Annotated in this window: 15 protein-coding genes and 1 tRNA gene; 6 read left to right on the top strand and 10 right to left on the bottom strand. The window is 61.6% G+C overall.

Annotated elements, in window-relative coordinates:
* Nucleotides 1-47 precede the first annotated feature (47 nt).
* From dprA to P3T22_RS16780, 3 genes are all read left to right on the top strand, one after another.
* The gene (gene dprA, locus P3T22_RS16770; RefSeq protein WP_429325507.1) at nt 48-1,169 is read left to right on the top strand and encodes a DNA-processing protein DprA; all 1,122 of its coding nucleotides are present in this window, start codon (nt 48-50) and stop codon (nt 1,167-1,169) included.
* Nucleotides 1,170-1,258: 89 nt separating this feature from the next.
* Nucleotides 1,259-1,636 carry a thioredoxin family protein gene (locus P3T22_RS16775; RefSeq protein WP_429325508.1) on the top strand — a complete coding sequence of 126 codons (378 nt, stop codon included), beginning with the start codon at nt 1,259-1,261 and terminating at the stop codon, nt 1,634-1,636.
* A 248-nt stretch (nt 1,637-1,884) separates the two neighbouring features.
* A complete protein-coding gene (locus P3T22_RS16780) occupies nt 1,885-4,563 on the top strand; it encodes a DNA topoisomerase III (RefSeq protein WP_429325509.1) in 2,679 nt (892 codons plus the stop codon).
* A gap of 149 nt (nt 4,564-4,712) precedes the next feature.
* Here the strand turns inward: P3T22_RS16780 and P3T22_RS16785 are convergent, their stop codons facing one another.
* The gene (locus P3T22_RS16785) at nt 4,713-5,810 is read right to left on the bottom strand and encodes a LysR family transcriptional regulator (RefSeq protein WP_063494451.1); all 1,098 of its coding nucleotides are present in this window, start codon (nt 5,808-5,810) and stop codon (nt 4,713-4,715) included.
* A 342-nt stretch (nt 5,811-6,152) separates the two neighbouring features.
* Complete coding sequence (locus P3T22_RS16790) at nt 6,153-8,021, bottom strand: phosphoenolpyruvate carboxykinase (GTP) (protein ID WP_429325510.1); 1,869 nt, start codon at nt 8,019-8,021, stop codon at nt 6,153-6,155.
* Nucleotides 8,022-8,398: 377 nt separating this feature from the next.
* Here P3T22_RS16790 and P3T22_RS16795 point away from each other — a divergent pair, with 377 nt between their 5' ends.
* Nucleotides 8,399-9,412, top strand: coding sequence for a D-2-hydroxyacid dehydrogenase family protein (locus P3T22_RS16795; protein ID WP_063494449.1), 1,014 nt, complete (start codon nt 8,399-8,401; stop codon nt 9,410-9,412).
* A 151-nt stretch (nt 9,413-9,563) separates the two neighbouring features.
* Here P3T22_RS16795 and P3T22_RS16800 read toward each other — a convergent pair whose 3' ends face one another.
* Together P3T22_RS16800 and P3T22_RS16805 are read right to left on the bottom strand one after the other, a co-directional pair.
* Nucleotides 9,564-10,439, bottom strand: coding sequence for a patatin-like phospholipase family protein (locus P3T22_RS16800; RefSeq protein WP_063494448.1), 876 nt, complete (start codon nt 10,437-10,439; stop codon nt 9,564-9,566).
* 44 nt (nt 10,440-10,483) lie between these two features.
* On the bottom strand, nt 10,484-10,888 hold the full coding sequence (locus tag P3T22_RS16805) for a PaaI family thioesterase (protein ID WP_063494447.1): 405 nt from the start codon (nt 10,886-10,888) through the stop codon (nt 10,484-10,486).
* A gap of 200 nt (nt 10,889-11,088) precedes the next feature.
* Here P3T22_RS16805 and P3T22_RS16810 point away from each other — a divergent pair.
* Both P3T22_RS16810 and P3T22_RS16815 read left to right on the top strand, forming a co-directional pair.
* Nucleotides 11,089-11,164 (top strand) — tRNA-Lys (locus tag P3T22_RS16810).
* Nucleotides 11,165-11,329: 165 nt separating this feature from the next.
* Nucleotides 11,330-11,545, top strand: a complete 216-nt coding sequence (locus tag P3T22_RS16815; protein ID WP_063494446.1) for a hypothetical protein — start codon at nt 11,330-11,332, stop codon at nt 11,543-11,545.
* 69 nt (nt 11,546-11,614) lie between these two features.
* Here the strand turns inward: P3T22_RS16815 and P3T22_RS16820 are convergent, their stop codons facing one another.
* The 6 genes from P3T22_RS16820 to P3T22_RS16845 form a co-directional block, all read right to left on the bottom strand.
* Nucleotides 11,615-11,761, bottom strand: coding sequence for a hypothetical protein (locus P3T22_RS16820; protein ID WP_158515220.1), 147 nt, complete (start codon nt 11,759-11,761; stop codon nt 11,615-11,617).
* Between the two features lie 113 nt (nt 11,762-11,874).
* Nucleotides 11,875-12,108 carry a hypothetical protein gene (locus P3T22_RS16825; RefSeq protein ID WP_082854894.1) on the bottom strand — a complete coding sequence of 78 codons (234 nt, stop codon included), beginning with the start codon at nt 12,106-12,108 and terminating at the stop codon, nt 11,875-11,877.
* A complete protein-coding gene (locus tag P3T22_RS16830) occupies nt 12,105-13,163 on the bottom strand; it encodes a hypothetical protein (protein WP_429325511.1) in 1,059 nt (352 codons plus the stop codon). The genes P3T22_RS16825 and P3T22_RS16830 overlap by 4 nt, the downstream gene beginning before the upstream one ends.
* An 879-nt stretch (nt 13,164-14,042) precedes the next feature.
* Nucleotides 14,043-14,324, bottom strand: a complete 282-nt coding sequence (locus tag P3T22_RS16835; RefSeq protein ID WP_429325512.1) for a hypothetical protein — start codon at nt 14,322-14,324, stop codon at nt 14,043-14,045.
* Between the two features lie 24 nt (nt 14,325-14,348).
* Complete coding sequence (gene xerC, locus P3T22_RS16840) at nt 14,349-15,476, bottom strand: site-specific tyrosine recombinase XerC (RefSeq protein ID WP_429325513.1); 1,128 nt, start codon at nt 15,474-15,476, stop codon at nt 14,349-14,351.
* Entirely contained in the window at nt 15,469-18,492 is a 3,024-nt protein-coding gene (locus P3T22_RS16845) for a CHC2 zinc finger domain-containing protein (protein ID WP_429325514.1), read from the bottom strand. Before P3T22_RS16845 ends, xerC begins: the two co-directional genes overlap by 8 nt.
* Between the last annotated feature and the right edge of the window lie 11 nt (nt 18,493-18,503).

Here is an 18,503-nt window from a genome sequence, read left to right on the forward strand (position 1 = left end):
GCATGGCGCCCGCTTGCCCGCTGGCTCTATAGGAGGATCGACTTTCAATGCGTACCTTGCCCGCAACCGATATTGAACTCGCCGCATGGCTGCGGCTTTCGCTCGCGCCGGGGCTGAAACCCGCTGCGCTGCGTTTACTGCTGAGCGCTTTTGGACTGCCGGAAGCGATTTTCAATCAATCACCCGAGGCACTTGCCGAGATCGCGGGCGAGACTACGGCGCGCGCTGTGCTGGCACCGCCCAGCCCAGAATTCGACACGCAACTCGAGGCGGTAATCGCATGGCGCGAGCTGCCCGGCAACCACGTGGCGACACTCGACGACCCGGCCTACCCGCCCGCGCTCCTGACCATGCCCGATCCGCCGCCGCTGCTATATATAAAGGGCCGGCTGGATCGACTGCACACGAGGGCGGTCGCCCTGGTGGGCAGCCGCAGCGCGACACCGCAAGGCGTTGAAGACGCGGAGCGCTTCGCGCGCGAGCTTTCGCAGGCCGGCGTCACGATCGTGTCGGGGCTGGCGCTGGGTATCGACGGTGCCGCGCATCGGGGCGGGCTGGAAGGTGTCGGTGGCACGGTGGCGGTGATCGGCACCGGCGCGGACCTCGTGTACCCAGCCGCCCATCACGCGCTGGCGCGGCAAATTGCGGCGCAAGGTGCAATCCTTTCGGAATGGCCGCTGGGCACGCCGGCGCGCGCCGCCAATTTTCCGCAGCGTAACCGCTTGATCGCAGGCCTCGTCAGCGGAGTTGTGATCGTCGAGGCCGCCATGCGCTCGGGCTCGCTGATCACAGCTCGGCTCGCCAATGAAATGGGGCGCGATATCTTCGCATTGCCCGGCTCGATCCACGCGCCTCTATCGCGCGGTTGTCATCGAATCATCAAGCAGGGCGCCAAGCTGGTGGAAACGCCCGATGAGGTGCTGGAGGAACTGGGCTTCGCCAAGCCGGCGGTAGCAACGCCTACTTCGCCCACAGCACCGCCGGCCATGAGCACCGAAGCGCTGCAACTCCTCGACGCACTCGGCCATGCCCCCGCCACGCTTGAAATTCTTGCCACCCGTACCGAGATGGGGGGCGCGGCATTGCAAAACACGCTGCTGCAACTCGAACTCGCCGGCCAGGTGACCGCGCTGCCCGGCGGCCGCTTCACGCGAACGACCCGCAGCTGACCCCGCATTGACCAGGGTTGATCACGATTCGAGATCGGCCATGCTACATTCGCGCCAAAGCACCTGACAAAAGTACGTAAGGAACCATCATGCCCGCGCTGAATCTCGACACCGACCACGACCGGATTGCCGAGCGCGTCAACGAACCCGACACGCTGTTCGTTGCCTGCCTGTGCGCGGAGTGGTGCGGGACCTGCCGTGAGTATCGGGATGCCTTCGACCGGCTGGCGGATAAGCATCCGGAGATCTGTTTCGCATGGATCGACATCGAAACCCATGCGGACCGCTTCGACGATCTGGATGTCGAAAATTTCCCGACCATCCTGATCGAAGACTCGGTAACGACACGTTTTTTTGGCACGGTTTTGCCGCAGGCGGCGATTGTGGAGCGGATGTTGTCCGATCTGACGGCCGTGCCCGGCGTCAGCGGCGCGCCCAAATTGCGGCCTGCGCTGGCCGCCGCGTGAACGTGGCCACCGGCCGCTGAACCTTGCGGAACGGGCGTTGCAAGCGGTACACGGCGCGTTTTCCGCAGCTTGCCCAGTTACTGAGCGCGCAATTATCATGGCGCGCTTTTTATGGCACTTGACACGCCGCTCTCGCGCCGTGTGCTATAAAGCGGTCGTTATTGGGTCGCAAAGGTCGCAAACGAGGGTCGCGCTAATTAAGCGCACTCAAGGCCATCAACCCGCATCTACCAACCTCACATCGAGTCATGTCCAAAGCACTGATCATCGCCGAAAAGCCTTCCGTCGCGAACGACATCGCGCGCGCTTTGGGCGGTTTTACCAAGCATGACGAATACTACGAAAGCGACGACTACGTCCTTTCCTCGGCAGTCGGCCACTTGCTGGAAATCGCCGCGCCGGAAGACTATGAAGTCAAACGCGGCAAGTGGAGTTTCGCCAACTTGCCCGTCATTCCGCCGCATTTCGATCTGAATCCGATCGCCAAGAGCGAGTCGCGCCTGAAGGTGCTGACCAAGCTGCTCAAGCGTAAAGACATCGACCGCCTGATTAACGCATGTGACGCGGGGCGCGAGGGCGAGCTGATTTTCCGCCTGATCGCGCAGCACGCGAAAGCCAAGCAGCCAGTACAGCGCCTGTGGCTTCAGTCGATGACAGCCGGCTCGATCCGCGACGGCTTTGCCCGTCTGCGTAGCGACGAGGAAATGCAGCCGCTCGCCGATGCAGCGCGCTGCCGCTCGGAAGCGGACTGGCTGGTCGGCATCAACGGCACGCGAGCCATGACCGCGTTCAACAGCAAGGGCGGCGGCTTCTTCCTGACCACGGTCGGCCGGGTGCAGACGCCGACGCTGTCGATCGTCGTCGAGCGCGAAGAAAAGATTCGCCGCTTCGTGCCGCGCGATTATTGGGAAGTGAAGGCGGAGTTCGTCTGTGCGGCCGGTTTCTACGAGGGCCGCTGGTTCGATCCGAAATTTAAGCGCGACGAGTTCGATCCGGAAAAACGCGATTCGCGGCTGTGGGCGCTGCCCGCGGCTGAGACGATCGTCGCGGCCTGCCGTGGCCAGATCGGCACGGTGACCGAAGAATCGAAGCCGTCCACGCAACTGTCGCCGGCGCTGTTCGACCTGACCAGCTTGCAGCGTGAAGCCAACGGCCGCTTCGGCTTTTCGGCCAAGAACACACTTGGCCTCGCTCAGGCGCTGTACGAAAAGCACAAGGTGCTGACCTATCCCCGGACCGACGCACGCGCGTTGCCGGAAGACTATATGGATACGGTCAAGGAAACGCTGGGCATGCTCAAGGAGAGCAACAACTATCTCCCGTTTGCCAAGCAGGTATTGGACAAGGGCTGGGTGAAGCCGAACAAGCGCATCTTCGACAACTCGAAGATCAGCGACCACTTCGCAATCATCCCCACGCTGCAGGCGCCGAAGAATCTGTCCGAACCGGAACAGAAGCTCTACGACCTGGTGGTGAAGCGCTTCCTGTCGGTATTCTTCCCGGCCGCCGAATTTCGTGTGACGACGCGGATCACGGAAGTGGTCGGCCATCACTTCAAGACCGAAGGCAAGGTACTGGTCGAACCGGGCTGGTTGCAGATCTACGGCCGCGAAATCGGCGGTGAAGACGCGAACCTCGTGCCGGTGCAAAAAGACGAGAAGGTCAAGACGGACAAGATCGCCGCCCAGCAACTGGTGACGAAACCGCCCGCACGTTACAACGAAGCGACCTTGCTGTCGGCAATGGAAGGCGCAGGCAAGCTCGTCGAAGACGACGAATTGCGCGAAGCCATGGCTGCCAAGGGTCTCGGCACGCCGGCCACGCGCGCCGCCATTATCGAAGGGCTGCTCGGTGAAAAGTATCTGATCCGCGAAGGCCGCGATCTGATTCCGACCGCCAAGGCGTTCCAGTTGATGACACTGCTGCGCGGCCTCGGCGTCAAGGAATTGACCGCACCGGAATTGACCGGCGAGTGGGAATACAAGCTCTCGCAGATGGAACGTGGCAACCTGCCGCGCGACGCGTTCATGCAGGAAATCGCCCGCATGACGCAGACCATCGTCAAGCGCGCGAAAGAGTACGATTCCGACACGATCCCGGGCGATTACGCGACGTTGCAGACGCCGTGTCCGAATTGCGGCGGTCAGGTAAAGGAAAATTACCGGCGCTTCGCATGCTCGAAGTGCGAGTTCTCGATCTCCAAGATTCCGGGCGGACGTCAGTTCGAAATTCCGGAAGTTGAAGAGCTCCTGCAGAACAAGACGATCGGACCGCTGTCGGGTTTCCGCAGCAAGATGGGCCGCCCGTTCTCGGCGATCTTGAAGCTCTCGCTCGACGACGAGATCAAGAACTACAAGCTCGAATTCGACTTCGGTCAGGACTCGGGCGGCGAAGATGGCGAACCGCCTGACTTCTCCGACCAGCAGGCGGTCGGCGCGTGCCCGAAGTGCAAGGGCCGCGTGTTCGAACACGGCATGAGCTATGTCTGCGAGAACTCGGTTGCAAACCCGAAAACTTGCGACTTCCGCTCGGGCAAGGTGATTCTGCAGCAGGAAATCGCGCGTGAGCAGATGGCGAAATTGCTCGAGGAAGGGCGCACCGACCTGCTGACGAACTTCAAGTCGTCACGTACCGGCCGCAACTTCAAGGCGTTCCTCGTCAAGCAGAACGACGGCAAGATCGGCTTCGAATTCGAGAAGAAAGAGCCGTCAGCCAAGACGGCGGCGAAGACTGCGGCGGCTAAGGCGGCGGCCAAGGCAGCGCCGGAGTCGGATGACGAAGATGCACCGGTCGCCGTGAAGGCGGTGCCGGCCAAGAAGGTCGCGGCCAAGAAAGCACCCGCTACGAAGACTGCGGCTGCGAAGAAGACCGCTGCCGTCAAGAAGGCGCCGGCCAAGAAAACGGTCGCGCGCAAGACGGGCTCGTAAATCGGGCGCATGGGCCGGATGGGTATTCAGCTTCCGGCCAGCTTCGAACTTGCCTGAAAAAAGGCGCAGTCACTTTCGTGACTGCGCCTTTTTATTTGTCGGCCAGACTGCGCTGACCTCAAGCGCTGCCGGCACCCTCGCCCGGGTCGTTACAGCGGCGACAGCGCGGCGGGCCTTGGACGATTCGTCTTTGCCAAAGTCTTAGGCACCGGCGATAACTCGCTATCCAGCAGCCGTGACAGCGGCTCAGCGCCATCGAACGCTTCCGGTGGCATGGGATCCGCCGAATCGAGCGCCGTGGGCGTAGCAGGCCTGCCAAGGCCGTCCTTGATCCACTGCTCGCCGAGCAGACTATTCGGCGTCTGGCTGAAATGCTCGACCAGATGATCGATAAACGTACGCACCTTTGCCGGCAAGTGACGGCGGCTCGGATACGCGATGTTGATCTCGACCTGCGGCAAACGGAAATCGCCAAGCAAACGCACGAGCCTGCCGCGCGTCATGTCGCGGCCGATCAGATAGCTCGGCAAAATCGCGATGCCCATGCCGAGCAACGCGAACTGCCGCAGCATTTCCGTGTTGTTAGCCACGATCACGTTGGATGGACGCACGCGGACTTCGCCTTCCGAACCCGTGAACACACGCTCGTCGCCCCAATACTCGGACGGCAAGCTCAGGCACGGGTGCCTGAGCAAATGCTCGGGCCGCGTGGGCGTGCCGTGTTTTTCCAGATACGCGGGCGTCGCACACACCGTCATGCAACCGGTGGTCAACCGCCGCGTGACAATGCTCGCGCTGCGCATCTGCCGCGTGACCACCACGCCCACGTCGAAACCTTCTTCGACCAGATCGACTTGACGGTCGACCAGCGTGACATCGGGAATGACTTTCGGATAGCGCTCCGCGTACGTTTGCAGCACGGGCGCGAGATTATGCAACCCGAATACGACCGGTGCGACTATGCGCAACGTGCCGACGGGTTCGTGATTGCGCGCGACCACCATCTGCTCGACGTCTTCCAGTTCGTCGAGAATCTGGCGCGCACGCTCGAGATAAACCTGACCGGATTCGGTCAGGGACAAGCTGCGGGTTGTGCGATTGAGCAGCCGCGTACCAAGACGGCCTTCGAGATCGGCAACGTGACGGGTGGCGACTGCGTTGGAAATATCCATCGCGCTTGCAGCGCGGGCAAAACTGCCGAGATCCGCCACTTTGACGAAAACTCGCATCGACTGCAAATGATCCATAAGACAACTCCTGCCGTGTTACTGCTTCCTGACAATTAGTGAAAACCAGTGAAGCGAACTTCGAATTCTCCTACGACTCGCGAAATCGTGCAGAAGTTGCCCTCAAAAGCGGAAATATTGTCGATATTTGTGCCAGTGTGCTCCACAGTGTAGGGCGGGAGCCTCGATTGTTCCCACAAGAGTAACAATCTAGTGCGCCGCAGCTTGCACTGTCTTTTTTGTTCGAACAGATGCAACGGTCGCTTCAGCATTGCGAAATCAGAAAAGATCGCAATGCGGGGTCGGACCGGAAACGAAAAGCCGCCCGAAGGCGGCTTTCATGCGAAGTGAATACTCACCTAATCAGGCAGCGAGTTTCCCCTCAAGCGCGCGTTTTGCCTCAGTCAAAGCCGGCGGCAGGCCTTGCTGCAATGTGTCAAACAGCGCGGCGTGCAGCTTGAGTTCGTCGCGCCAGGCTGCGTCGTCGACAGAAATCACCTGCTGGAATTGCTCGCGGCTGAAATCGAGGCCGCTCCAGTCGATGTCTTCATAGTGCGGCGACACGCCGAACGCGTGTTCTTCACCTTGCGCGTTGCCCTCAATGCGCCCGACCATCCAGCTCAGCACACGCATGTTCTCGCCGAAGCCCGGCCAGACGAACTTGCCGTCCGCGCCCTTGCGGAACCAGTTGACGCAGAAGATTTTCGGCAGCTTCGCGCTCAGCTTCTCGAGACGCTCGCCGGTTTTCAGCCAGTGCCCGAAGTAGTCGCTCATGTTGTAACCGCAGAACGGCAGCATCGCGAACGGATCGCGGCGCACCACGCCTTGCTGCCCCGCCGCCGCCGCGGTTGTTTCCGAGCCCATGGTCGCCGCCATGTAGACACCTTCGACCCAGTTGCGCGCTTCGGTGACGAGGGGCACGGTGGTCGAGCGGCGGCCGCCGAAAATGAACGCGTCGATCGCGACGCCCGCCGGGTTCTCCCAGTCGGCGTCGATCGACGGACATTGCGAAGCCGGCGCCGTGAAACGCGCATTCGGATGCGCTGCCTTGCGGCCGCTCTCTTTCGCGCTTGCCGGCGTCCAATCTTTGCCCTGCCAATCGATCAGGTGAGCGGGCGGCTCGTCGGTCATGCCTTCCCACCAGACGTCGCCGTCGTCGGTCAGCGCGACGTTCGTGAAGATGACGTTTTCCTTCAGCGTGGCCATCGCGTTGAAGTTGGTCTTTTCGCTCGTGCCCGGTGCCACGCCGAAATAGCCCGCCTCCGGGTTGATCGCGTACAGACGGCCGTCCTTACCCGGCTTGATCCAGGCAATATCGTCGCCGATCGTGGAGATTTTCCAGCCGTTCAGGCCTGCCGGCGGAATCAGCATGGCGAAATTGGTCTTGCCGCAAGCCGACGGAAACGCCGCCGCGACATGATGTTTGTGCCCTTGCGGCGACGTCACGCCAAGAATCAGCATGTGTTCGGCGAGCCAGCCTTCGTCGCGGCCCATCGTCGACGCAATGCGCAGCGCGAAGCACTTCTTGCCAAGCAGCGCATTGCCGCCGTAGCCCGAGCCGTAGCTCCAGATTTCGCGCGATTCGGGGAAATGGACAATGTATTTGGTGTCGTTGCACGGCCACGACACATCTTTCGCTCCCGCGGCGAGCGGCGCACCGACCGAATGCACGCACGGCACGAACTCGCCGTCTTCGCCCAGCACCTCGTACACCTTGCGGCCCATGCGCGTCATGATGCGCATGTTGGTGGCCACATAGGGGCTGTCGCTCAACTCGACGCCGATGTGCGCGATCGGCGAACCGAGCGGCCCCATCGAGAACGGCACCACGTACATGGTGCGGCCGCGCATGGCGCCGTCGAACAGGCCGTCGAGCGTCGAGCGCATCTCAGCCGGTTCGATCCAGTTGTTGGTTGGCCCGGCATCTTCACGGCGCTTGGAGCAGATGAACGTGCGGTCTTCGACGCGCGCTACGTCCGACGGATCCGACCATGCGAGATAGGAATTGGGACGTTTGGCGGGATTGAGCTTCTTGAGGGTGCCAGCTTCGACCATCAGGGCACACAGGCGGTCGTACTCTTCCTGCGAACCGTCGCACCAGACAATTCGATCGGGTTTGGTCTTGGCGGCAACGCGCTGGACCCAGTCAATCAGTTTTCGGTGTTTGACCCACTCGGGTGCCCCTGCGGACGCCTCGATAGTGGGCTGTCCTTCGAATGAGGGATGATTCATCGACCTGTCTCCGTTTTGAAAGCCAATAGAAAAACGGTACAAGCCCAGCGACGCTGCATGCGAGAGGCGTTCAATTCATCGCGCCGGCATTTCTACATGCCGACGCGCAATTGTGCAGGTCATCATGGGCCACCCAGCATGTTGCGCGGAGGTGTCCGCCGACGGTCGTCTGCAACCGTCTGTAAAGCGACTTGCCTCAACACGCAACAAACTGTTAAAAACGATGTCAATCGGCCTTGCCGTGGGGCTGCCGTTCTTCGCGGCAGCTTCTACGTTAAGGTATCCAGCCAGACCGGCATGTGACCTAGGTCACATGGTGGGACAGTCAGCATAACACTCCGTTCCGCACCGCTACGGTGCGCCGCAAGACACATACCATGAAGATTGCCATCCTCGACGATTACCAGGACGCCGTCCGCAAGCTCGACTGCTTTCAACTGCTGGCCGACCATGAGGTCAAGGTCTTCAACAACACCGTCCGCGGTCTCGGCCAACTGGCGAGCCGTCTTTCCGAAGTCGACGCCTTGGTCCTGATTCGCGAACGCACCCGCATCAGCTCGCAACTACTCGACAAGTTGCCGCGTTTGCGCATGATCAGTCAGACTGGCAAAGTTTCCAGCCATATCGACCTGGCAGCCTGTACCGAGCGTGGCATTGCCGTGCTGGAAGGCAGCGGCTCGCCGATCGCGCCGGCCGAACTGACCTGGGCCCTCATCATGGCCGCTCAGCGGCGGATTCCGCAATACGTAGCAAACCTTAAGCAAGGGGCCTGGCAGCAATCCGGTTTGAAGACATCGGCGCTGCCGCCGAACTTCGGTTTGGGCCAGGTGTTACGCGGTCAGACCCTGGGGATTTGGGGTTACGGCAAAGTCGGCCGGTTGGTTGCCGGATACGGCAAGGCCTTCGGCATGAACGTGCTGATCTGGGGCCGCGAGCATTCGCGCGAAGCGGCGCGCGCGGACGGGTATGACGTGGCCGAGAGTCGTGAGGCGCTGTTCGAGCAGAGCGATGTGCTGTCATTGCACCTGCGTCTGCATGACGACACGCGCGGCATCGTCAAGCAGGAAGACCTGATGCGGATGAAGCCGACCGCGTTGCTCGTGAACACGAGCCGAGCCGAACTGCTCGACGAAAATGCGCTGGTGAACGCGCTGTCGCACAACCGACCGGGGATGGTCGCGATCGATGTCTACGAAAGCGAGCCGATTCTGCAGGGCTACAGCCTGTTGCGCATGGAAAATGTGATCTGCACGCCGCACATCGGCTACGTGGAACGCGAGAGCTACGAGTTGTATTTCACCGCGGCATTCCAGAACATTCTGGCTTTCGACGCCGGCGATACGGTCAGCGTGGCGAATCCGGAAGCGTTGCAGGGCGGGCGCCGACGTTAAGCGTCTGCGCTAGACTCCGACTGCAATTTTCGGTAAAGCACCCGCGCTGACCACTCGCGATTGCGTCAGGCTTCGATCTGCGCGCCACTTCCTTTGGCGCGAGGCCGCGAGCCACGCAACGCTTTTAGAAACCACGCCGCTGCCGCTCACCTCAGCGAGCTTCGTGCGCACCGGCTTCAAGCAGATCAGGCATGCGTTCCAGAAAGGCCTCGCCGTCGACGCGGCCGAGGTTATACGCGTGCACCATCTGCGACGGGCTGGTGTAATCCCAACTCGAAATTGGCACCTTGCGCGACGGCTGCACGTAGAGCCGTTGCTGCACGCCGTGCGGCACGACGAACATCTGCGGCCGCGGATAAAGACGCGTGACCATCACCAGCACGTTGCCGGGCGCCTCGGCGTCGAGCGCGCCGACCGGCACGTTGTCGACCATCCCGCCATCCAGCACCGGTCTGCCGTTGCGCCGCAAAACCGGCGTGAACGGCGGCGTACTCGATGATTGCAGAATCAGATCGGCGAGATCCTCGACCGTCGCGCAATCCTGCGCGCGCACGAATTCCGGATGAAAGCCGAGCGTCTGACCCAGCGTCGGATGCAGCGTTTTGCGCACGTATTTCTCGATGTTGTACGCGATCAGGCCTGCGGCGACCGCGCTTCGCGCGCCAAGCCAGCGTGGCAGGTGCGACACTCCGATGCGGATTTCGGGCGCGTCGGCGAGCGTGGAGAATTTGTCGCTGTAGATGTCGAGCAGCGCCTGCCGGTAGATCCGGTAATGCGGAAAAACCGATTCGCCACGCAGCAGATTGCCCCAGTACGCATTGCGGGTGTTGTGGCGCAGCGCGTCCTGGTAATAGCGCATGACCCAGTCGGAATCGCGCGTGTAGAGCATGCACGCGGTGGCGGCGCCGGCCGAAATGCCAGCGATGACGCGCGGACGGATATCCAGCTCCGGCTGCACCACGTCCCAGAATCCCGCCTGCCACCAGCAGCGATTGCCGCCGCCGGCGAATACGACCTGATCGAACATCTTGGCTTTTTCCTCTAATGCAGCTTGCGGGCCTGTTTCGGGCCTCAGTCGAGCAGCGCGTAGGTGGTGGTGGCGTGGACGGCCATGTTGCCGGCATCGTCGAATAACTCGACCTCGCCGAACACGAGATTGCGGCCCATGCGCAGCACGCGCGCGGTGATCAGCACGTCGCCGTTGCGGACGGCGCGCATGAAACTGATGTTGAGCGAGACGGTGCTCATCGGCTTGAAGCCGCCCAGCGCGGCAGCAATCGCGACGATCATGGCCGTGTCGGCGGCCGCCATGAAGACCTGGCCGCAGATCACGCCGCCCGAATGGCGCAGCCCGCCGGAAAACGGCAGGCGCAAAGTCGCACTTTCTTCGTCGACCTTGACCGGGGTCAGCGTGAGCGAGCGGACCCACGGGGCGAGAATGCGGTCGAGCAGCGCGGTAATCTCTTTGTCATCCATGGCGGTCCCCGGTCGAAAGCCGCGCGACGGTTCGTGCGGCAGATATCCGCGACATGATACCGGGACGATGAAGCGCGCGCCTTCCCTGTGCGGGGCCGCTAGCAGCGCTGATGCCGGGTCGTGGTCCTCAGATTTTTTAAGAAATCTGCTAAAGGGGCTTGGCAAGTTCGGAAAGTTACTGCATAATTTCGCTTCTGTTGGGGGCGTTAGCTCAGTTGGTAGAGCAGCGGACTCTTAATCCGTAGGTCGAGTGTTCGAGTCACTCACGCCCCACCACCGAATTTAGCAGTAGGAAATCAAGCACTTACGAGCGATCGTGGTGCTTTTTTTTCGCCTGTAGCCGGCGCGTGCAGGCGTCAAAAACTGGCCTTTGCCGGAAAACTGCCGGAACGGAAGAATCCAGACCAAGCGATCTAAATCCTTTCGCATGGGAGTCTGGAAATGGCATACATCAGTCAGCGCGGCGCGTACTGGCGCGCCGAGGTCCGCCGACGCGGTTACGAACCCGTCTATCGGTCGTTCGATACGAAGCAGCAAGCGCAGCAATGGGCGAGGCGGGTGGAGTCGGAAATGGACAGCGGGGCGTACGTCGATCGTACGGAAGCTGAGCGAACCACGCTCCGCCAGGCGTTGGAGCGGTACCGCCACCCTGGCTGATCGCAAATCCACCGCCCGTGCTCTCCTGATGCGCCGCGCTCGACATCGTGTCCTGCACGCTCGCGATGTTCAGAACACACGCACCCGACACGCCCGCCGTTGTCGATGCACGTTCACGCGCATCTGTTCCGGTCCGAGGTTCTTCTGCCAGCCACGGATACGCCATACGCGCTCCCCAAACGTGAACAGCAGTTCACCGCCTTCCGTCTGTTTCACGTCAAGCGCTTCCGCCGTCGCGATCGGAGCAGCCTCCTGCACACGGCAACGACTCAGCAGACGGAAATGAATGACACCTATAACAGCAAACCCGGCTGCGGCCGGGTTTGCTGTTATTCGCCTTTGTTCTTCTTTAGCTCACGCAACTCCTTGATGAGCTGATACGTGACGCCTCCAAACAGAATAAAAAACAGCGGCATCAGTATCAGAAGAGGCTTCAGGCCTGCACCGTGCCCAATCGAAATAGCAAGCGCAAAGACTACAATCCCTACCGCACCCGAGTAGGCTATTAAAGCTCGTTTCATGAGCGCGCGAAGCTTGGCTTGCGCATCTTTAGACCGTGTCATTTATGTTGCGTAATAGCATTCTGGAATGGGCCGCTTAAACCTTGGATCACGTTATTGAGTAAGTTACCCAGAGTGCCAGGGAACAGAACCTTCGTCGCCCCGCCCGCAGCAGCAGAACCAGCAGCAAATCCACCAGATGCATCGGGGCTAGCTTGGTGAGTAACCGCTGCCGAACCAAACGCACCAGTTCCTGCCACGATGGCATTGTAGCCATTGGCCGCAACCTTTCCGGCAGTTCCCATGCCGGCAATCGCCGTGTCTGCAATGGCAAATGGATAAAGAGCCCCATTTATCACGCCCGTAGTGTATGACTTCGTAAAGTCCGGCTTGTCTCTCGACAGGCCCATTGCGTAACTGACAGCATCGCCCCAATAATCAAATCCACCGGCCAGTGCAGCAGCCGCCACCGCTTGCGGTCCGATCAACGCCAGCACACCAACTGGTGCACCATACGCCGCCGCCGTCTGCATGTTCGCCGAGGCCGCATCTGCATTCGCACTCTGCGCCTGAATCGCGACCTGAATCACCGCCTCACTACACTGCGCGCCCGCACCGCACGCCTGCGACACCAGATCGATTCTGAACGCATCGGCTGTATCGCTCCGTTTGCCGATCGCATTGCTGTCATCGCAGTGAGCGCCGTTGCACGAAGTACTACGGTTGTACAGATCCTCGTTCGCCCCCGCAAATGCACCGGAATTTCCGCCTACGAGTGCGCCCGCGCTTCCGGCTAGCGCATTGGCCAGGATGTTGCCCAGCATGCGATTCGCGTCGGCGTCGCCAGTTGGGTTTGCATCGTGAACCGCATTGCTGATGCCGTTCAGGTTCCCCGCCAGTACCGCCGACGTCGCCGCACCCGCGGCGCCGCCCAACGCATTGCCGCCGCCGAGTCCGGCCACCAGCGCACCGCCTGCCGTGTGCATCGCCACGCGCGCGCTGCCACCCTCAGACCAGTTGCCAACTCCCGACACGAACTCCGTTGTCGAGAACGGTTTTGCCCCGACGCAATAACCACTTGCAAACGGATTTCGCCTGACACGGATCTGAGCCTGCAATTTTTTGCCCCGACGCGGGTTCTGGTCTAAAGACGCGAGTCTGCCAGAGGACACATTCCTCCCATCTCAATTACATCGCATCACGAACTAACTTCATCCCGCCGGGTTTGACGGCGCACGCAGTGCGACGGCAAACCCGGCGGAACTGGGCCGTCGTGTTGCGTCCACGCTGAACGCGAGGCACCGTATTTCGCGGATGTTTTTAAGGCGCTAACCCCGTCAAGGCCGCGCAGCGCCCGTAGGGCTTGGCCTTGACGGCCACCGGTTTGACACGCTCGGACATGCGGTGCAAGACGACTCGGCGGCTTGCACCGCATGCGAAGCACGCTTTTGCTTTTGTGTGGGGGGTTGTTTTCCGTTACGCAGTAACGGCACATTCGGGGAGCCCCTTGGGGGCAGACGGGGAGGCAGGCTGCGAGCACGGAGCGGAGGCCGCTTGCGGCCGCAGCCCGAGCGCAGCAGACAGCCGGGTGGGCGGGGTTCACACCATGACAGGCCGCGGCGCGGCCCCTGACTTTTTCTTGCGCGTAGCGCCATGCCTGGCTTTGTTTGTACGCCAGGTTTCTGGCCGGTTTTATGGCCCTGACTTACTGGTGTGCGCCTCGCGCACCCGGCGGGCCGGGGGCGCCAGACATAACGCAAATTAGCACCGTTTGGCGGGCCGGCAGAGGCAACGCATGGCGCGATGACGGCCCGCCAAACGGTGCTAATTTCCCAGCGGTTATGTTAAATGGGCCCCAGGCCCATTTACCCCCGGCCCCCCAGGTTTCCGGCCGCAAGGCCGCGCTTGCCTTTTACGTTCTTCACTTCCTGCCGATGCGTCCCGGCCGCTTTCGTGTCGATGGACGTTACCGCGTAACGCCCATCATTGCCTGATCGTTATCCGCCCGTCACGCGCATGCCGGTCTGGGCACCGAAGTACGCGTCCCATTCCGGTGTGTCGAGTTCAATCCCCGCAAGCACGCGATCGTCTTCCGTCTTCACCAGTCGCTCCAGCATGTCCCGTTTCGTTACGCCGTAACGGCGCGCGAGCCGCTCAAGTCCCAGCGCAACGCCCGTGCTCACCCACACATTCAGCCGCCGCTCGCCATTGCCATCAGCACATGCCTGTAACCGCTTCGCCCTGTATGCCGCCTGTCTTTCTGCTACCGTCTTCGCCATCGCTTTCACCTCCATTCCTCTCTATCACTCTTCACTTCTATCCGGCGTGTCGTTGGCCACCGTCGCCTCGGCCAACGGCTTTCGTGCCTCCGCCATCCCGAACATGTTCCGGCTGAACTCGCTGTATTCGTGCTTTCGTAGCCGCGTGACCTTTTCCTGTTGCACGCCGCTCATACGCTCCAGTCGCGCCGGGTGCGTCGCCGTGTGGATCTCTTTCAGCGCCCCTATCGCCACATGCGTATAGATCTGCGTCGTCTTCAGGTCAGCATGTCCGAGCATCGCCTGCACGAACCGCACATCGGCCCCGTTCTCCAGCATCAGCGTCGCCATCGTGTGACGGAACAGGTGACATGAACCGCTTTTCTCAAGCCCCGACTGCTTGATGTAGCCGTTCACCAGCCGCCCCAACGTGTTGATATGAACCGCTTCGCCCTGGATCGTCAGATACAGCGTCCGGTCATCGTCTCCCAGCATGAGCTGCGGACGCGCCTCGTTTAAATACTTCCTGATCCACGCCAGCGCACGCGCGCCGATCGGAATCAGCCGGTCGCGCTTGCCCTTGCCCTGGCGAACCATCAGCGTGCCGCGATCATGGTCGATATCGTGAACCTTCAGCGCGACGAGCTCCGAGCGCCGCACGCCCGTGCTGTAGAGCGTTTCCAGCATTGCCCGATCACGCAAGCCCATCGCGCTCGTCACATCGGGCACATTCAGAATCCGCTCGGCTTCCTCCGCACTCAGGATGTGCTTGGGCAGACGCTTCTCCACGCGCGGCATTTCCAGGTCAGCCGCCGGATTGCCCAGTATCCGGTTATGGCGGATCAGCCACCGGAACCAGCCTCGTATCGGCTCAAGCCGCTTTACCTGACTGCCACCCGAGAGCGCTTCGCCGTTGGGCTTGCGATACAGGAACAGATACCGCTGATACCGCTCGAGGATCGGTCGCGTCACTTCCTGCGGCTGCGTCACGCCGCGCTCGTCGCACCACGTAATGAACAGGCGCAGATTGTTTTCGCGGTTCTCCACGGTGCGCTCGCTGTAGTTGCGCACCCGCTGCCATTCAAGGTACTGCCGCATCTGGTAATACAGGCTTTGCGGATCATTCACCGGGCCGATCACCGGCAGCGGCGCGACTGACTTGCGCTTACCCATGATTCACACCCTCAACAACGCGGGCTAAAGAAGGGGCACACGTCTTTTCTCCGATATACGCGTTTGCGTTCACCCCGACCGGTTCCGCCTCCATGCCTTGCACCGCATGGCCTTGACCCTGATCGATCACCTCCGACCGGCCCCCGCCCACCACCCGACCGGACCCCGACCGCTCTTCGTTTTGCCCCGACCGGTTTGCATCGTTGTCGAGTGTTTGCAGCTCAAGCAGGCCCATCAGGTGCGGCCGGCCATCGTCCACCCCGTCATAGCGCAACTCGTATTCATGCGTGAGCCCACGCAGTCCGCGATGCGTCAGCACATACTCAAGCTCCACCAGCCGCGCCAGGTGCACCTTCAGTTGCGTATCGCCCCAGCGTGTCGCCTCGCGCACGTCGCGCCGCGTAAAACGGAATTCGTTCTGCTTCTGCGCCGTCGCCGTGCATCGCTCGTTGACCCACGCCTGAACCATCGTCAGCAGCCGCCGCGTCTGCGGCGGCAATTCATCGAGCGTGCGTCCCAGCACCTCGTGTGCGATCCGGTTCGCCAGCGCAATATCGGCCTTCGTGACTTCGATGTACGTCAGCGCCTCGCCGCGATGCGTGACCGTCCTGTGTGGCCGCTGGTACTGGTGCAGCAGCGCGATCGAGCGGATCAGCGTCAGGTACTTCATGTGATCGCGCCGCATGCGCGTCTTGTCGTCCATGAACGTCAACTGCTCTGCATACGGATTCACCACGTGAACCGGCTTCAGCAGCCGCTGCGCGTTGCGGTGCAGTTCAACGATGTGCTGTTTGTCCGTCTCGGCCAGCAACCCTTCGAGCGTCTGTTTCGCCCGCTGCCGTGCGTGAATCTCGCGCGTCTGCTCGCGGCTCTCGTTGATCGTCAGCACCAGACACCGGTTCAGCAATTCCTCGTCGACGTCGATCGCGGTCGTCGTGAGCATGAGCATCACAGGACCTTTTACGCGGTACTGCTTCGTCACCAGGTTGCCCGTCGCCTCATCCTTGCCCGTCGATGCAATCGTGAGCTCACCGTCGCTTTGCAACAGCTTCAGCGCATACGCCGCCTGACGCACGCCTTCCTCTTCGGCAATCGCCAGAATCTTGTGTTGCAGGTCCGTCTCGCCCAGGTAGAACAGGCTCTGTCCGGTCATGGCGCTGTACTGGATGCGTTCCTCGTCCGGCATCAGGTCAAGCACTGCATCCATCAGTGAACTCTTGCCAGCCGCGCTGCTCGATTGAATCAGCACCGCGAGCGGCGCATCGAGCTTGCGTGACACCGCCGACAGATACCCGGCCAGCAGATTCGTCGCTTCGCCTACAACACCGCAGCGCGCCATATCCGCTTCCAGCCGCGCAATCAGGTCCGGCGCCTTCAGCCAGTCCAGCGCTGCCGCGTGTTCAACAGCGTCCAGCGTCACGCCTTTTTCTTTCGGCGCAAGCGTCGCGCGGATCGCTTCTTCCTGCAACGTCTCCAGCTTCAGCAGCACGCGCCCGAGATCGCGCTTGAGCGTGTCTTCCTGGTTGCCGAGCTCAATCGCCGCCGTTTTCAGATACACCGCGCGAGCCTTCGCGCTATACACATCGAGCGTGTCCACGTGGTACGCATCGCCGCGCCGCACCTGCGCATTCACCCGCATCTGTTCTGGACCAAGGTTCTTTTGCCAGCCACGGATACGCCATACGCGCTCGCCAAACGTGAACAGCAGTTCGCCGCCTTCTGTCTGCTTCACGTCGAGCTCGTCCGTCGACGCGGGCTGCACCTCTTCTTTAGCTGCCATCGCTGTGGCTGGTGTAACCGCTTCGCCTGGCACAGCAATAGCAGCTAAAGAGGAGACAGGTTCAACGTCCTTCACTTCATCAGACGCCATCTGCTCAACTGTCGCCGTCACGGCTGGCCGCTTGCCCTTGCCAATCCACTCGGCCTGCTGCAACAGCACGCCCAGGCTCCTGTCCGCCGGCGCAACCTTCCGCGCGTAATCGTTCGCGTCCATTCCCTTCGGGAACAGCACACGCCATGTCTCGATGCCCGACTCGCGCAACTCCGTTCCGAGCTTTTCCGCTGCGGCGTTGCCCGCGTCATCACGGTCGTATGCGATCCACACCCGCTGCGTGCCGTGCCGTTTCAGTACCGCCCAATGGTCCTGCGTGAACCCGTTCACCCCGAATGCCGCGATCACGTTGCGATACCCCGCACACCAGAACGTCAGTGCATCGATCAGCGCTTCGCACACGATCACCTCGCGGCTGGCAACCAGCGCCACTTCGTTCCACACACCGGCGAGCGGTAACGACAGATACAGGTGCTTCGGCTGACCCGCCGGGATCTTGTGACCCGGCGCAATCCGCCGCCCGTACATCTGCCGCACATCGCCCGATTCCAGATCGATCACCGGCACCACCAGGCAACCGTTCAGGTGCTCGTGTCCGCTTTCGCGATACACGCCAACCCGCTGCAACTTAGCGCGCACGTCACGGCCTTCCTTCGAGTACCCCGGCGGCAACCGGTACGTGAGGCTCTTGTTCGCATAGCCCAGCCGGAACGTATCAATCAGTTCACCGTGAACCAGTCCGCGCTGCGTCAGATACGCCTGCGCCTCCGGGCTCTGTTTCAGGGTGGCGTGATACGTGTCGGCCACTTCGCGCAGCAGCACCGCTTCATCAGAACCCGCGGCTAACGAAGGCAGGTGCCGCGCCTGCGAACGGTTCACGCCCACTTTCTCCGCACCCGCAAGCGGCGCATCGTTACGCAGTAACTGCACCGCATGCGGCAGGCTCACGCCCTGGGTTTTCATCACCCAGTCCAGCACCGTGCCCGACGCGTTGCAGCCGAAGCAGTGATAAACGTTCTTCGCCTCCGACACTGACAGGCTCGGCGTGTCCTCGTCGTGGAACACGCAGCGCATCACCCAGTCGCGGCCGCGCTTCTTCAGCTCGTGCCCCTGCGACTCGATCAGCCGCACCAGCGACACTTCGCGCTTCAGTCTCTCCAGCTCGGTTTCGGGAATGCGCGGCATGAGTCGTCCTT

The sequence above is a fragment of the Paraburkholderia sp. GAS348 genome (assembly GCF_050434205.1).
Taxonomy (GTDB): domain Bacteria; phylum Pseudomonadota; class Gammaproteobacteria; order Burkholderiales; family Burkholderiaceae; genus Paraburkholderia.

What these genes read in the sequence shown, in the direction of transcription:
- P3T22_RS16845 (WP_429325514.1), bottom strand. Translation starts at nt 18,492, where the DNA reads ATGCCGCGCATTCCCGAAACCGAGCTGGAGAGACTGAAGCGCGAAGTG.
- P3T22_RS16780 (WP_429325509.1), top strand. Translation starts at nt 1,885, where the DNA reads ATGTCCAAAGCACTGATCATCGCCGAAAAGCCTTCCGTCGCGAACGAC.
- P3T22_RS16835 (WP_429325512.1), bottom strand. Translation starts at nt 14,324, where the DNA reads ATGGCGAAGACGGTAGCAGAAAGACAGGCGGCATACAGGGCGAAGCGG.
- P3T22_RS16790 (WP_429325510.1), bottom strand. Translation starts at nt 8,021, where the DNA reads ATGAATCATCCCTCATTCGAAGGACAGCCCACTATCGAGGCGTCCGCA.
- xerC (WP_429325513.1), bottom strand. Translation starts at nt 15,476, where the DNA reads ATGGGTAAGCGCAAGTCAGTCGCGCCGCTGCCGGTGATCGGCCCGGTG.
- P3T22_RS16785 (WP_063494451.1), bottom strand. Translation starts at nt 5,810, where the DNA reads ATGGATCATTTGCAGTCGATGCGAGTTTTCGTCAAAGTGGCGGATCTC.
- P3T22_RS16795 (WP_063494449.1), top strand. Translation starts at nt 8,399, where the DNA reads ATGAAGATTGCCATCCTCGACGATTACCAGGACGCCGTCCGCAAGCTC.
- P3T22_RS16805 (WP_063494447.1), bottom strand. Translation starts at nt 10,888, where the DNA reads ATGGATGACAAAGAGATTACCGCGCTGCTCGACCGCATTCTCGCCCCG.
- P3T22_RS16815 (WP_063494446.1), top strand. Translation starts at nt 11,330, where the DNA reads ATGGCATACATCAGTCAGCGCGGCGCGTACTGGCGCGCCGAGGTCCGC.
- P3T22_RS16800 (WP_063494448.1), bottom strand. Translation starts at nt 10,439, where the DNA reads ATGTTCGATCAGGTCGTATTCGCCGGCGGCGGCAATCGCTGCTGGTGG.
- P3T22_RS16775 (WP_429325508.1), top strand. Translation starts at nt 1,259, where the DNA reads ATGCCCGCGCTGAATCTCGACACCGACCACGACCGGATTGCCGAGCGC.
- dprA (WP_429325507.1), top strand. Translation starts at nt 48, where the DNA reads ATGCGTACCTTGCCCGCAACCGATATTGAACTCGCCGCATGGCTGCGG.
- P3T22_RS16825 (WP_082854894.1), bottom strand. Translation starts at nt 12,108, where the DNA reads ATGACACGGTCTAAAGATGCGCAAGCCAAGCTTCGCGCGCTCATGAAA.